The organism is Limnohabitans parvus II-B4 (genome assembly GCF_003063455.1).
GTDB lineage: Bacteria > Pseudomonadota > Gammaproteobacteria > Burkholderiales > Burkholderiaceae_C > Limnohabitans_A > Limnohabitans_A parvus.
Genome location: NZ_NESN01000001.1, coordinates 528,296 through 542,218, shown reverse-complemented (window position 1 = coordinate 542,218; position 13,923 = coordinate 528,296). Strand labels below are relative to the sequence as shown.

The 13,923-nt window shown below is 60.9% G+C and carries 12 protein-coding genes; 3 read left to right on the top strand and 9 right to left on the bottom strand.

Translation table 11 applies throughout. The features are described from left to right. Positions 1-146 precede the first annotated feature (146 nt). From B9Z37_RS02410 to B9Z37_RS02395, 4 genes are read right to left on the bottom strand one after another with little or no spacing between them, the layout of a single operon-like run. Positions 147-950 (bottom strand): alpha/beta fold hydrolase, encoded by an 804-nt coding sequence (locus tag B9Z37_RS02410; RefSeq protein ID WP_108311434.1) that lies wholly within the window; start codon positions 948-950, stop codon positions 147-149. Beyond that, positions 950-1,777, bottom strand: coding sequence for a proteasome-type protease (locus B9Z37_RS02405; RefSeq protein ID WP_108311433.1), 828 nt, complete (start codon positions 1,775-1,777; stop codon positions 950-952). Before B9Z37_RS02405 ends, B9Z37_RS02410 begins: the two co-directional genes overlap by 1 nt. Positions 1,778-1,791: 14 nt before the next feature. Then, positions 1,792-4,419 carry a DNA mismatch repair protein MutS gene (gene mutS / locus B9Z37_RS02400; protein WP_108311432.1) on the bottom strand — a complete coding sequence of 876 codons (2,628 nt, stop codon included), beginning with the start codon at positions 4,417-4,419 and terminating at the stop codon, positions 1,792-1,794. Between the two features lie 3 nt (positions 4,420-4,422). Continuing rightward, positions 4,423-5,367 (bottom strand): inositol monophosphatase family protein, encoded by a 945-nt coding sequence (locus B9Z37_RS02395; RefSeq protein ID WP_108311431.1) that lies wholly within the window; start codon positions 5,365-5,367, stop codon positions 4,423-4,425. A 149-nt stretch (positions 5,368-5,516) separates the two neighbouring features. Between B9Z37_RS02395 and B9Z37_RS02390 the strand changes: the two genes are divergently transcribed. Further along, complete coding sequence (locus B9Z37_RS02390; RefSeq protein WP_108311430.1) at positions 5,517-6,248, top strand: RNA methyltransferase; 732 nt, start codon at positions 5,517-5,519, stop codon at positions 6,246-6,248. Positions 6,249-6,259: 11 nt separating this feature from the next. Beyond that, the gene (cysE, locus tag B9Z37_RS02385; RefSeq protein WP_108311429.1) at positions 6,260-7,027 is read left to right on the top strand and encodes a serine O-acetyltransferase; all 768 of its coding nucleotides are present in this window, start codon (positions 6,260-6,262) and stop codon (positions 7,025-7,027) included. A gap of 25 nt (positions 7,028-7,052) precedes the next feature. On the opposite strand, the gene dnaG is transcribed toward cysE, so the two are convergent. Then, the gene (gene dnaG, locus B9Z37_RS02380) at positions 7,053-9,167 is read right to left on the bottom strand and encodes a DNA primase (protein ID WP_108311428.1); all 2,115 of its coding nucleotides are present in this window, start codon (positions 9,165-9,167) and stop codon (positions 7,053-7,055) included. 136 nt (positions 9,168-9,303) lie between these two features. On the opposite strand from dnaG, the gene B9Z37_RS02375 reads away from it, so the two are divergent. Continuing rightward, a complete protein-coding gene (locus B9Z37_RS02375) occupies positions 9,304-10,962 on the top strand; it encodes an acyl-CoA synthetase (protein WP_108311862.1) in 1,659 nt (552 codons plus the stop codon). 120 nt (positions 10,963-11,082) lie between these two features. On the opposite strand, the gene B9Z37_RS14275 is transcribed toward B9Z37_RS02375, so the two are convergent. The 4 genes from B9Z37_RS14275 to B9Z37_RS02360 form a co-directional block, all read right to left on the bottom strand. Continuing rightward, positions 11,083-11,316: a hypothetical protein gene (locus B9Z37_RS14275; RefSeq protein WP_146179686.1), complete on the bottom strand. Its 234-nt coding sequence runs from the start codon at positions 11,314-11,316 to the stop codon at positions 11,083-11,085. A 92-nt stretch (positions 11,317-11,408) separates the two neighbouring features. Next, the gene (locus B9Z37_RS02370; protein WP_108311427.1) at positions 11,409-11,957 is read right to left on the bottom strand and encodes an NUDIX hydrolase; all 549 of its coding nucleotides are present in this window, start codon (positions 11,955-11,957) and stop codon (positions 11,409-11,411) included. Between the two features lie 120 nt (positions 11,958-12,077). Further along, positions 12,078-13,394: a TRAP transporter large permease gene (locus tag B9Z37_RS02365; protein ID WP_108311426.1), complete on the bottom strand. Its 1,317-nt coding sequence runs from the start codon at positions 13,392-13,394 to the stop codon at positions 12,078-12,080. Continuing rightward, on the bottom strand, positions 13,391-13,879 hold the full coding sequence (locus B9Z37_RS02360; protein ID WP_240606593.1) for a TRAP transporter small permease: 489 nt from the start codon (positions 13,877-13,879) through the stop codon (positions 13,391-13,393). The genes B9Z37_RS02365 and B9Z37_RS02360 overlap by 4 nt, the downstream gene beginning before the upstream one ends. Between the last annotated feature and the right edge of the window lie 44 nt (positions 13,880-13,923).

The window sequence follows — 13,923 nt, the reverse complement described above, 5'->3', positions numbered from 1 at the left end:
CCGTACCCGAAAGTATCTTCCTGTCATGCCCGACTTGATCGGGCATCCATGGTGGTTGACAGGCGCGGCTGGCTTCGGACGCCGCTGGTGCACACAAATGGACACCCGGTCAAGCCGGGTGTGACAGTTCCAGGTCGGCCCAAGAATCAAGCGCCTAGATTGCGCAAGCTGGCTTCGATGGCAGCTGCTGTGGCCAGCGGCTTTTCCATGGGGAAAAGGTGGGAGCCGTCGAGCATCATGATGCGGCTCTTGACCACCTTGTGTGTCAGCTCCGCTCCGGCTTGACGCATCTCTGCCGAGTGGGTGCCACCGATGAAGGCGACTGGGCATTTGAGGGGTTTGCGCTTGAGCAGACTGTCGAGTTTGTGCGGCAGGCTGTTGTAGATGGCGGTCTCTACATCGCGGTCAAAACTCAAAACCCGCTGGCCGTCTTCGTCGTGTGTGCCGTGTTCGATGTAATCGCGCAGGACTTGTGGGTCCCACTTGGCAAAGGCTTTTTTGTTGCTGAAGTTATCGAGCGCGGCTTCCAGGCTGGGCCAGTGGTTGCGGCGTTTTTGGCTGATGCGCCCGGGTGACACGCTGCCCACCAGCGAGGTGCGTTTAGCCAAGCCCAGTGTGGTGGCACGCCAGCCACCCAAAACAGGAGAGTCGATCATCAACACGCCCCGCGCCAGCTCGGGGTGGCGGGCGGCGCACATCAGGCTCAGGATGCCGCCCAGCGAATGGCCCACCAAAAAAGCGGGTTCGCCCTCACCTTGTTTGTCTTGGGCAAAGTCAGCGAGTTGTTGGACCAGATGGGGCCAGTTGTTGGTGACGGGGTATTTCGGGTCATGCCCATACTTTTCCACTGCGTCGACCTTGAACCCGCGCTGGCGCAGGTTGTCGAGCATCACCTTGTAGGTGCTGGCCGGAAAGCTGTTGCCGTGCGAGAAGATGATGCGAGGGGTCATCAGATCAGCTTCTCATCCGGCGTGGTGATCTTTTTGAGCAGGGCGTTGCGCACGGGCGGCACCATGAGTGGGATGTCGGTCGCGCCGCCGTTCCACATGGGGTCTTCGATGCTGTCGAACATCTGGCGCAGTTTGTCGCCCCAGCTGGAGCGCAGCATCTGGAAGTAGGGGTTGTGCTCGTCGATGCACATGATGCGGTCGGTTTGCAGGCTACCCGCTTTGTAGACCACCATGTCCAGCGGCAGGCCGACAGACAGGTTGGATTTGAGGGTGGAGTCCATCGACACCAAGGCGCATTTGGCCGCTTCGTCCAGCGGGGTGTCGGGGGTGATGACGCGGTCGAGCACGGGCTTGCCGTATTTGGATTCGCCAATCTGGAAGTAGGGCGTCTCATCGGTGGCTTCGATGAAGTTGCCGGGCGAATACACCTGGAACAGGCGCATGCCTTCGCCGCCGATTTGGCCACCAAAAATCATGGACACGTTGAATTCCACGCCCGAAGCCTTGAGGGCGGCTGCATCGCGCTCGTACACCCGGCGCACGGCCGCACCCAGCACGCGGGTGGCGTCGAACATGCTCTTGGCGTTCCAGATGGTCAGCGGTTCGTCCTGGCCGGGCTCCACCAGTTTTTCGATTTGCAGCACTTCGCGCACCGATTGCGAAATGCTCAGGTTGCCCGCCGACAACAGCGTCATGAAGCGGTCGCCTGCTTTTTCGTAGACGATCATTTTGCGGAAGGTGCTGATCTGGTCCAGGCCCGCATTGGTGCGGGAATCGGACAAAAACACCAATCCGGCGCGGGTTTTGACGGCAACGCAATAAGTCATGTGTCAACTTCGGGTTAATTTTTGGGCAGCAAACGCTGCAAGGCATACAGGGCGTCGAGCGCTTCGCGGGGGCTGAGTGCGTCGGGGTTGATTTGGGCCAGCGCCGCTTCTATCGGGCTGGGGCCAGCGGCTTCGGCCTCGGGCGGCGCGGCAAACAGGTCCACTTGCTGGCGGCTTTCAGTAGCCCCGGCTTCCAATGCGCTGAGCGCGTGCCGTGCGTGGTTGAGCACCGCCGCAGGCATGCCTGCCAAGCGGGCCACTTGCACGCCATAACTCTTGCTGGCGGGGCCGGGTTGCAGCTCGTGTAAGAAGACGATGGACGCGCCCGATTCGGCCGCGCTCACATGCATATTCACCGCCGCCGTGTGCGTGGCCGGGAACTCGGTCAGCTCGAAGTAGTGCGTGGCAAACAAGGCAAAGGCCTGCGTTTTGTTGTGCAGGTGCGTGGCGATGCCGCTGGCCAGCGCCAGGCCGTCAAAAGTCGAGGTGCCACGGCCGATCTCGTCCATCAACACCAGGCTGTGCGGTGTGGCGCTGTGCAGGATTTGCGCGGCTTCGGTCATCTCCAGCATGAAGGTCGATTGGGCGTTGGCCAGGTCGTCGGCCGCGCCGATCCGGGTGTGGATGGCGTCAATCGGCCCGAGGCGGCAGCGGCTGGCGGGCACATGGCTGCCGATGCTGGCCAGAAGCACGATCAGTGCCACCTGGCGCATGTAGGTCGATTTACCGCCCATGTTGGGGCCGGTGATGATCTGCAAGCGCTGCTTGTTGCCCAGCACCGTGTCGTTGGCGATGAAGCTGGCACCGGACATTTCAGCCAGTCGAGCCTCCACCACGGGGTGCCGACCTTGTCGAATCTCGATGCAAGGCTCTTTGGTGAATTCGGGGGCGCACCAGTTCAGGGTGAGCGAGCGCTCGGTCAGTGCGCACAGCACGTCCAGGCTGGCCATGGCTTGCGCCAAAGCGGTGAGCGCGGGCACAAAGGGCTGCAACTGGTCGAGCAGGCCTTCATAAAGCCACTTCTCGCGGGCCAAGGCGCGTTCTTGCGCCGACAGGGCTTTGTCTTCAAAGGTTTTGAGCTCGGGTGTGATGAAACGCTCGGCGTTTTTCAGGGTCTGGCGGCGGCGGTAGTCATCGGGCACTTTGTCGAGCTGCCCTTGCGTGACCTCGATGTAGAAGCCGTGCACCTTGTTGAACTGCACGCGCAGGTTGGCAATGCCGGTGCGCTCTTTTTCGCGGGTTTCCAGGTCGAGCAAGAAGGCATCGCAGTTGGTCTGGATGTTGCGCAACTCGTCCAGTTCGGCGTCCAGCCCGTCGGCGATCACGCCACCATCGCGCACCAAGGCGGACGGCTCTTCGAGCAGGGCCATTTGCAGCAGCTCGGCGCAATGCGTGGGCGGAGTCAGCCAGCGGGCCATGCCAGCCAGCAAGGTGCCGGGCTCAGGCTGAAGGGCTTGCAGTTGTGTGGACAGCGAAGACGCACGCGCCAGCGCGTGGCGCAGGGCCACCAGTTCGCGTGGGCGCACTTGGCGCAGGGCGGTGCGGGCGGTGATGCGCTCCACGTCGCTCGCGCCTTTGAGCTGTTCACGCAGGCCGCTCCAGGCGCCAGCGCCGCTCTCGCCGCGCAACACGGCTTGGGCTTGCAGGCGGTCCACGGCGGCTTGCCGGTCACGCGGTGGGCTGAGCAACCAACTTTTGAGCAAGCGGCTGCCCATGCCGGTCATGCAGGTGTCGAGCAGCGAAAACAGGGTGGGCGAATCTTCACCGCGCAGGGTTTGCGTCAGCTCCAAGTTGCGGCGGGTGCTGGCGGGCAGGTCAATCAGCGCGTCAGAGCGCTGCACCTGCACCCGCTGCACATGCGGCAGGCTGCGGCCTTGGGTGTGTTCGGCGTAAGTCAACAGCGCCGCAGCGGCGGCGTGCGCGTCGGCCAGCGCATCGGCGCTCCAGGCCGCAAGCGATGCGGCTTGCAGTTGTTCGAGCAGCTTGCGTTGGCCCAAGCCTGCGTCAAACTGAAAGTCGGGCCGCAGGGCCAGCGCCCAGCTGCCGCGCCCGGTGGTTTTGAGGCTTCGCAGTTTTTGTTCAAAGGTGGGCGTCATGCCCGCGCTGGCCAGCAACTCGCTGGGGCTGATGCGGTCGACCCAGTCGGCCAGCTCGTCTTGAGCGCATTCAGCCAGGTGCACCACACCTTGCGTGACGCTCAGCCATGCCAGGCCGCAACGGTTTTTGGGGGCCTGGTGCACGGCCAACAAGATGGCTTCGCTCTTGTCGGGCAGCAGCTCGGTGTCGGTGAGCGTGCCGGGGGTGACCACGCGCACCACTTTGCGCTCCACCGGGCCTTTGGCCGTGGCCACGTCGCCCACCTGTTCACACAGAGCGACCGATTCCCCCAGCTTGATCAGCCGGGCCAGATACGTCTCAACCGAATGGAAGGGCACGCCCGCCATGACCACCGGCTGCCCGGCCGACTGGCCACGGCGCGTCAGGGTGATGTCGAGCAGGCTGGCGGCTTTTTCGGCGTCGGCAAAGAACAACTCGTAAAAGTCGCCCATGCGGTAGAACACCAGCGTGTCAGGGAACTCCGCCTTGATGCCCAAGTACTGGGCCATCATGGGGGTGTGGGCACTCAGGTCGAGCGCTGACATGGCTTAAAACGGGGCGTCTTTGGGTTCAGCGCCGTCAGCAGCGTCGGGCGCGACCTCGGCGTCAGATGCATCGCTGTCTGAGGCGCGTTCGCGGCTGAGGGTTTCGACGGCGGTGCGCACAGCCGCTTTGTCGCCAGCGCTGGCAAATTTGCTGTACTTGCCCAAGATGGTGACCAGCTGGCCATAGATGCGCGGCGCACCGGCCAGGCATTCTTTTTGTTCCAGGAAGTCGGACTCGCCGGTGAAGTTGCCGATCAGGCCACCGGCTTCGGTGACCAGCAGCGATCCTGCGGCGACGTCCCAGGCCGAGAGGCCAGTTTCAAAGAAACCATCGGTGAAGCCTGCGGCCACATAGGCCAGATCGAGTGCGGCAGAACCTGGGCGGCGCAGGCCGGCAGTGCGTTGCATCACGTCGCCCATCATGCGCAGGTACTGGTTGAAGTTGTCGCCCTTGCGGAAAGGGAAGCCTGTGGAAATGATGCATTCCTGCAAACGGATGCGCTTGCTCACGCGCAGGCGGCGGTCGTTCATGAACGCGCCACGGCCTTTGGTGGCGGTGAACAGGTCGTTGCGGGTGGGGTCGTAAATGACGGCTTGCTCGATTTTGCCGCGCACTTGCAGGGCAATGCTCACGCAATAAACAGGAAAGCCGTGGATGAAGTTGGTGGTGCCGTCCAGGGGGTCGATGATCCAGATGTGGTCAGCGGCCGGGTTGCCGTGCTGGCTGCCAGACTCTTCGGCCAGGATGCCGTGGTCGGGATAGGCGGTCAGCAGGGTGTCGATGATGACTTTTTCACTCGCATGGTCGATCTCGGTGACGAAGTCGTTGACTTGCTTTTGCGAGATGCGAACCGCTTCAACGTCGAGCGCAGCACGGTTGATGATGGCGCCAGCGGCGCGTGCAGCCTTGATGGCCACGTTGAGCATGGGGTGGAGATTGGACGACATAAATTGTGTGAAGAACGGGTCTGGCCCACGCACGATCGCGGCGGCGAAGGGGGCATTTTCTCATGAAAAGTGGGTGTATTCGTCATTTTGGCGTCATGAACCGGATCTGCATGTCGTCTGCGTGCCATTTCAGCATGGACAATCGGGGCATGAAAACGCGATTCATCCTGATAGAGACCAGCCACGCTGGCAATGTGGGCGCAGCGGCCCGGGCCATGAAGGTCATGGGTTTTGACGAGTTGGTGCTGGTCAAGCCGCGCTGGCAGAACGTGCTGCGCAAGGAAGAAACCATCCAGCGTGCCAGCGGTGCCAACGATGTGCTGGACAAGGCCCGCGTGGTGGAGACGCTGGACGAGGCCCTGGACGGCGTGACCCACCTGTGTGCCACGGCCATGACGCCGCGTGACTTTGGGCCGCCGACCCGGTCGCCCCGCGAACACTTTGCGCAGTTGACCCAGCCCGGCGCACCCGAGCAGAGCGTGGCGTTCTTGTTTGGCTCCGAGCGCTTTGGCATGAAAAACGAAGACGTTTACCGCTGTCATGTGGCGCTGTCGATTCCGACGAATCCAAAGTTCGGTTCGCTCAACCTGGGCTCGGCCATCCAAGTGATTGCCTACGATTGGCGAGAGGCGCTGGGGGGCTTTCCGGTGCAGGATGCGATTGCACCTGTTGACAAGGCCGATGCCCAGCAGGTGGCGGGCATGCTCACGCACTGGGAGCAGGCGCTGAGCGATATCGGTTTCTTGGACCCGGCCGCGCCCAAAAAGCTGATGCCGCGCTTGAACCAGTTGTTCAACCGGGCTGATTTGAGCCCGGAGGAAATCCACATTTTGCGCGGGGTGGCCAAGGCCATGATCCAGACCGCCAGCGGCAAGCGATAGACTCAACGCCTATGTTTTCTCGTCTTCGCTCCGACATCCAATGCATCCTTGATCGGGACCCCGCTGCCCGCACCGCTTGGGAGGTGCTGACCTGTTATCCGGGCTTGCACGCTTTGGTGCTGCACCGCCGTGCGCATTGGTGCTGGAACCACGGTTTCAAGTGGCTGGGGCGCTTCATTTCGCATGTGTCGCGTGGCCTGACCGGTATCGAAATCCACCCCGGCGCCAAGATCGGTGAGCGGGTGTTTTTTGACCACGCCATGGGTGTGGTGGTGGGTGAAACCGCTGAGATCGGCGATGGTTGCACGATTTACCAAGGCGTGACTTTGGGCGGCACCTCGCTGTACAAAGGCGCCAAACGCCACCCCACGCTGGGCAAAGACGTGGTGGTGAGCGCCGGGGCCAAGGTGCTCGGCGGCTTCGAGGTCGGCGATGGCGCCAAGATCGGCAGCAACGCGGTGGTGATCAAGCCGGTGCCTGCCGGGGCCACGGCGGTGGGCATTCCGGCGCGCATCATTCCCTCCAAAGCGGGCGAGAGCGCCGATGTGTCGGGTACCGACCGCAAATTCACAGCTTATGGCATCACGCAAGACGATGACCCGGTGAGTCAGGCTTTGCGCGGTCTGATCGACAACGCCGCCGGGCAAGAACACCAGATCGCCATGATCTGGAAAGCGCTGGAGCAGTTGTGTGCACAGCAGCAGGTGCAGGTGCCCGGCGATGCGGCGACCAGCGAAACCTTCGAGGCCGACAAGCTGAATCAGCTGCTCGACAAGTGATAGCCGCCTGAAGTTTGGCCAGTAATTACTGCGAAGCCAGTAACGCTGCTGCCGCTGAGGCCATCAGTTCTTTACGGCGTTCGTGCAGGCTGCGCCAGCGTTGTTGGGCTTCGGGGTCTTGTCCTGTGGCCGCTTGGGCCAAGGCTTCGGTTTCGAGCTGCTTGAGGCGGTCAATCAACAACATGTTGAGCAGGCGACGCAACTCTTGGCGGGCTTCTTGTGGGTCGGGTGGCGTGGCGTCTTCGTTGCCGGGTGTGACCCCCAGATTGTCTTGAGCCATCCAGCGCACCGCGTCTTCGGCAAAAGCCTGGCCTTGCATTTCGGTTTGCAGGGCTGACCAGCCCAAAGCGCCTTGTTCGTGGAACTGTGACTCAAGCCAGGCAAACAAAGGCCCGTGTGGTGCAGGCAGGGCGCACAGCATGGCGTGGTCTTCTCCGGCCAGTGTTTCCCAGAGCGCCATATTGCCCAGCAGCAAGCGTGCCGCGTGGTCGGCTCGACTGGCGGGCACGGTGCGAGGGCCTGTGAAAACCGGTGGCTGGTCGCGTTTGAAGCGGCTGTTGCCAAACTTGCTGTTGGGCGTCCAGTTGGGGTTTTTGCGCTGCCAGTTGCTGCCCGATCCGTTGCCGCCTGCGTTGTTGTAAGCGCTGCCATAAGCGGGCGCACTCGAGCCACTGCCATAAGGGCTTTCACCCGCCCAAGCGGGGGGCTCGCCGTAGTGCGGCTCGAAGGTGTGGTGTTCGTCAGCGGCCGCGCTGGCTTGGTGGAAAGCGGCGTTGGCAGATTGCATGGATGGGGCTGCCGCGTTGGCTGGGTTGCGAGGCGCAAAGCGTTGGTCACTGGCCGCTTGCTGACCCCACAGTTTTTCGAGTCCAGCCGTTTCTAGCTGAATGAGTTGCGCCAGCTCAGACAGCAGTTGCTGCTTAAGCGCCCCATCGGGCAGCAGCTGCCACAAGGGGCGGGCCTGGCTGGACAGGCGGGCGCGGCCTTCGGCGGTTTGCAGGTCGCAGTCGGCGCTGGCCGCGTCGATCAAAAAGCGCGACAGGGGCATGGCTTGTTTGATTTGCTCGGCAAAAGCGTCTTGGCCAAACTCGCGCACGTAGCTGTCGGGGTCGTGCTCGGCGGGCAAAAACAAAAACTTGATGCTGCGCACATCGGTGGCGTAGGGCAGGGCACCGTCGAGGGCCTTGCGGGCAGCGCGGCGGCCTGCACCGTCACCGTCAAAACTGAAGACCACGGCGTCGGTGAAGCGGAACAGCTTTTGCACATGGTCGGGCGTGCAAGCCGTGCCCAAGGTGGCGACCGAATTGGCAAAGCCCAGTTGGGCCAGGGCCACCACGTCCATATAGCCTTCGGTCACGAGCACGAAGCCCGCGCTGTGCAGGGCTTCGCGGGCTTCGTACAGGCCATACAGCTCGCGGCCTTTGTGAAAGACTGGGGTTTCGGGCGAGTTGAGGTATTTGGGGGTGCCGCTGCCGATCACCCGTCCGCCAAAGCCGATGCACTCGCCCTTGATGTTGCGGATCGGGAACATGATGCGGTCCCGAAAGCGGTCGTAGCGTTTGTCGTCTTCCTCATTCACGATGACCAAGCCACTTTCGGCCAGCAGCGGATCGTCGTATTTGGGGAAGATGCTGGCGAGAGAGCGCCAGCCTTCGGGCGCGTAGCCCAGGCCAAAGCGCTTGGCGATCTGGCCTGACAATCCCCGGCCCTTGAGGTAGTCCACGGCCCGGGGCGTGGTCTTGAGTTCGTCGCGGTAGGCCTGTCCGGCTTTTTCGAGCACGTCGCTCAGGCTGTCTTGCTTGGCTTTTGCAGCGGCCGCTTTGGCGCGGTCTTCGGGCGACTGCTGCTCTTCGGGCACCACCATGCCCGTTTGTTGGGCCAGATCTTTCACGGCCTCAATGAAGGTCATGCCCGCGTGTTCCATCAAAAATCCGATGGCGTTGCCGTTTTTGCCGCAGCCAAAGCAGTGGAAGAACTGCTTGGTGGGGCTGACGCTGAAGCTGGGGGATTTTTCGCCGTGGAAGGGGCACAGCCCCATGAAATTGGCCCCGCCTTTCTTGAGCTGCACGTACTTGCCCACGATGTCGACCACGTCGACGCGGGACAGCAACTCCTGGATGAAAGACTGGGGGATGGCCATAAGGGGCTATTTTCGCCGATTAGGGCGAGTCATTGCAGCGGCCGAGAGACTTGTTTCGGGGCAAACCAGCATGGATTTTTGATGGGGCTTAGGCAAACTGTGGAACATGGAACCCACAGCCGAAACGGAATGCCTCATGACCGATACCAAAGTCAGCATCTTTGACCAAGATTTGCCCCAGACACCCGCCAACCATGCACCGATGTCGCCATTGAGCTTCATTGAGCGCACAGCCGAGGTTTACCCGACGCGCTTGGCCATCGTGCACGGTGAGTTGCGCCAGGACTGGGCGACCACCTACCGTCGCAGTCGTCAGCTGGCCAGCGCGTTAAGCAAGGCGGGCATCGGCAAGAATGACACGGTGGCGGTGATGTTGCCCAACACGCCGCCCATGGTGGAGGCGCACTTTGGCATCCCGATGGCCGGTGCGGTGCTCAATGCGCTCAACACCCGTCTCGATCCGCAAACCATCGCCTTCATGCTGGACCACGGCGAGGCCAAAGCGGTGATCGTGGACCCGGAGTTTTCGGGCGTGATGAAAAATGCGCTGGCCTTGCGTCAATCCTCCACACCGATATTGGTGTTGGATGTGGAGGACGCGCTGTACAACGGACCGAGTGAAAAGATCGGTGCAAGCACTTATGAGGCTTTTGTGGCCAGTGGTGATGCGGCGTTTGCCTGGAGCTTGCCCGCCGACGAGTGGGATGCGATTGCACTGAATTACACCAGTGGCACCACGGGCAACCCCAAGGGCGTGGTGTATCACCACCGGGGTGCTGCAACGAACGCGATCTCGAACATTCTGGAGTGGGACATGCCCAAGCACGCGGCGTATTTGTGGACGTTGCCCATGTTTCATTGCAATGGCTGGTGCTTTCCGTGGACGCTGGCCGCACGCGCAGCCGTCAACGTGTGTTTGCGTCGGGTCGATGCGCAGGCGATTTTTGACGCGATCCGCCAACATGGTGTGACCCATTACTGCGGAGCGCCCATCGTGCATGGCTTGCTGGTCAACGCGCCGCAGTCTATGAAAGCGGGTGTTCCCGCGGGTGTTAAGGCCATGGTGGCGGGGGCTGCACCGCCTGCCTCAATGATCGAAGGAATGGAGCAGATGGGATTTGATCTGACCCATGTGTATGGCTTGACGGAGGTCTATGGCCCGGCCACGGTCTGTGCCCAGCATGATGACTGGAATGCATTGGATATTGGCGAGCGTGCTCGCCTGAACGCCCGCCAAGGCGTGCGCTACCACTTGGAGCGCGATGTGCGTGTGCTCGACCCTGAAACGATGCAGCCCGTGCCGCAAGACGGCGAGACCATGGGTGAAATCATGTTCAAGGGGAACATCGCGATGAAGGGCTATTTGAAGAACCCTAAAGCGACGCAGGAGGCCTTTGCAGGCGGCTGGTTCCACAGTGGTGATTTGGCCGTGCAATATCCCGATGGCTACATCAAGATCAAGGACCGCAGCAAGGACATCATCATCTCGGGTGGCGAGAACATCTCGTCCATTGAGGTTGAAGACGTGCTGTACCGCCACCCCGATGTGCTGGCGGCGGCCGTGGTGGCCAAGCCCGATGCGCGCTGGGGTGAGACACCTTGCGCCTTTGTGGAGCTCAAAGCCGGAGCGCAGACCACGCCCGAGCAGATCGTGGCGCACTGCAAGCAACATCTGGCGGGTTTCAAGGTGCCGCGTGCAGTGGTGTTTGGCGAGTTGCCCAAGACCAGTACCGGCAAAATTCAGAAGTTTGAGTTGCGCAAATTGGCGGGCTCAGCCCAGGCCATTGATGTGTGATTCGTGATGACGCGCTTGGCGCCCTGGTGATCCTGTCGCCCCAAAACAAAGGCCACCCGAAGGTGGCCTTTGTTTTCCAGGTCTAAATATTTCAGGCGAGAAATGCAGAGATCAAGTCAATTACTTGGCTTTGCTCTTCTTCGATTTTTTACTTTTCTTGGTGGCCTTGTGGGCCGCCTTTTTCTTGGCCGGGGCTTCGGCTTTCGGGGCCGCAGCCGGAGCTGGGGCGACGGCCGGGGTGGCTGTCACAGCAGGGGCCGCCGCAGGGGCAGGCGCTGGTGCTGGTGCAGCCGTTTGAGCCATGGCGGCGGCAGCGAGCAAGCTGCTCAGAACGGTTGTGATGGACTTGATCATGCTAACCCTTTGGAAAATCTGGTGAAAGTAAGAAAACGCATCCGTATTATGAGAGTGCGTCGACGCCTTTGGGCTCGGTGCCGTTGATTTTTTTACGCAATGTCAAATGCGTGGGTGCCAAAGTGCCCTGCGCGCCGATCGGCAAAGTAGTGCTCCAAGGTTTCCTTGACGGTTCTGAACGCCAATTCCTCCCAAGGAATCTCTTCCTCCTTGAACAGTCGCGCTTCCATGGTTTCATGGCCGGGGTCAAATTCGTCGCTGGTCAGGCGGGCCCGGTAATACAAGTGCACTTGGCCCACGCGGGGCACACTCATCACGGTGAACAGGTCTTCCATGATGAATTGCGCGCCGGCTTCCTCGGTGGTTTCCCGAGCAGCCCCCTCTGAGGTGGATTCGCCCAACTCCATGAAGCCTGCGGGCAAAGTCCATTTTCCTTTGCGGGGTTCGATGTTGCGTTTGCACAGCAACACCTGTTCGCCCCAAACAGGTACGGTGCCGACCACGTTGAGCGGGTTTTCATAATGGACGGTGTGGCAAACCGTGCAAATGGCCCGTTCGCGGGTGTCGCCATCGTCCGGCAGGCGGCGCGCCACCAGTGCGCCGCATTGTCGGCAGTGTCGAATGGTGCGGTCAAACATCATGAAGGGAACTCAAGGTGAGGAATCAACAGAAAAAGCGTAAACGCAGCAAGTCTAACCAGTCCGCATAAAAAAGCCCCCAAGGTCATGAACCATGGAGGCCGTTTCGGGTCATGGACCGGATCAGGTGAGGTACTGGATCAGGAACAAAGAGATGCCGGGGAAGAACAGCAACAGCAGGGTACGGATGGTGTCGCTGATCAGGAAAGGCATGATGCCTTTGTAGCTTTCGCTCAACGGCACGTCCTTGGCCATGCCGTTGACCACATACACGTTCAGGCCCACCGGGGGCGCCAACATGCCAAAGCCCACGGTCATCAGCACCATGATGCCGAACCAGATGGCGGTGTGTTCAGGCGTCATGCCGAAGTCGAGCTTCATGATGATGGGGAAGAAGATCGGGATGGTCAACAGCAGCATGGACAGCTCGTCCATCACCGCGCCGAGTACCACATACAGCAGCAAGATGCCCGAGACCACCATCAGCGGGGCCAGGTTCATTGACACCACCAGTTCAGCCAGCTGGCCGGGCACTTGGGTGCGGGCCAAAGAGGCGTTCATGACGTCCGCTCCCATGAAAATCATGAAAATCATGGCGGAGCTGAGGGCGGTGGCGTGGAAGCAGTGCAGGAATTTTTCCCAGGTCAATTCACGTTTGAGCAAAGCGGCCAAAAACGTGGATGCAGCCCCCACTGCCGCACCTTCTGTTGGTGTGAAGAAGCCCGCGTAGATACCACCAAACACAATCACGAAGATGGAGGCAATCGGTAAGATGCCTTTGAGCGACTCGAACGTCAGCTTTTCACGGTCTTCCTGATCGGGGGCTTGGCCAGGGACCAAGCGCACGTAAATCGCGATCGCGATCATGTAGCCGACCATGGCGATGATGCCCGGCATCATGGCTGCCGCAAACAGCTTGGCGATGTTTTGCTCGGTCAGGATGGCATAAATCACCAGCGGCACAGACGGTGGGATCAAGATGCCCAGCGTGCCACCTGCGGCCAAGGTGCCCGTGGCCAGGCGGCCTGAGTAGCCATGGCGTTTCATCTCGGGCAAGGCGACACCCGTGATGGTGGCCGCTGTGGCCACAGAGGAGCCGCAAATGGCACCGAATGCGCCGCAAGCCAGCACCGCGCCCATGGCCAGTCCGCCCTTGAATCGCCCCATGACCGCAGCAGCGAACTGGAACAGTGCTTTGCTGATACCGCCTTGGGTTGCGAAATTTCCCATCAAGATGAACAGGGGGATGACCGACAGGTCATAGTTAGCGAGTCGGGCAAAAGCCAGATTGTTCAGGAAGTTCAGGAAAGGCGAGAGACCGGACTGCAGGATGAAGCCCACCGCACCGGCCAGGAACATGGCACCCGCGATCGGGACGCGCACGACCATGAGCATCAACATGATGCCGAAAATCAGCAGAGCCAAAGTGATCGGGGTCATGACGAAGCCTTGTTGTTTTTGTCAAATTGAGAAAGTGCTTGCATGGCGGCAATCAGGGCGGTGATGCCAAAGGGAATGCACATGCTGGTGAAAACGATCCAATCGGGAAAGCCCAACAGCATGGATGCGCCCAGTGTTTCCTTGGCGTTGATGGCCGCAGCGCCGCATCGCCAAGCCAGCAGAAAAAAGATCAAGGTCATGAACAAGTCGCCCAAGCGGTCGAGCTTGAAGTTGGTGGCTTCGCTGCATTTGGCTGTGAAGAAGTCAACGATGATGTTTTCACGCTTGAGCTGGCACAAGGGCATGAACAGCGCAATCGCTGCACCTGCGCCAACGCCGGTCAATTCAAAGTCGCCAATCAGTGCGGAGTCGAAAAAGTTACGCCCGATCAGGCTGTAACAGGTCATCAGCATCAGGCTGGTCATGACCAGCCCGCCCAATATGCTGCAGAAGCGGGCGATCCGCTCCAGGGGATTTGAGAACATCATTGTGGGGGTCGCAGAGCGGAAAAGTGAAACATCTTATGGAG

Coding starts and splice junctions, on each gene's coding strand:
- B9Z37_RS02410 (WP_108311434.1), bottom strand. CDS start 950: ATGACCCCTCGCATCATCTTCTCGCACGGCAACAGCTTTCCGGCCAGC.
- B9Z37_RS02405 (WP_108311433.1), bottom strand. CDS start 1,777: ATGACTTATTGCGTTGCCGTCAAAACCCGCGCCGGATTGGTGTTTTTG.
- mutS (WP_108311432.1), bottom strand. CDS start 4,419: ATGTCAGCGCTCGACCTGAGTGCCCACACCCCCATGATGGCCCAGTAC.
- B9Z37_RS02395 (WP_108311431.1), bottom strand. CDS start 5,367: ATGTCGTCCAATCTCCACCCCATGCTCAACGTGGCCATCAAGGCTGCA.
- B9Z37_RS02390 (WP_108311430.1), top strand. CDS start 5,517: ATGAAAACGCGATTCATCCTGATAGAGACCAGCCACGCTGGCAATGTG.
- cysE (WP_108311429.1), top strand. CDS start 6,260: ATGTTTTCTCGTCTTCGCTCCGACATCCAATGCATCCTTGATCGGGAC.
- dnaG (WP_108311428.1), bottom strand. CDS start 9,167: ATGGCCATCCCCCAGTCTTTCATCCAGGAGTTGCTGTCCCGCGTCGAC.
- B9Z37_RS02375 (WP_108311862.1), top strand. CDS start 9,304: ATGACCGATACCAAAGTCAGCATCTTTGACCAAGATTTGCCCCAGACA.
- B9Z37_RS14275 (WP_146179686.1), bottom strand. CDS start 11,316: ATGATCAAGTCCATCACAACCGTTCTGAGCAGCTTGCTCGCTGCCGCC.
- B9Z37_RS02370 (WP_108311427.1), bottom strand. CDS start 11,957: ATGATGTTTGACCGCACCATTCGACACTGCCGACAATGCGGCGCACTG.
- B9Z37_RS02365 (WP_108311426.1), bottom strand. CDS start 13,394: ATGACCCCGATCACTTTGGCTCTGCTGATTTTCGGCATCATGTTGATG.
- B9Z37_RS02360 (WP_240606593.1), bottom strand. CDS start 13,879: ATGTTCTCAAATCCCCTGGAGCGGATCGCCCGCTTCTGCAGCATATTG.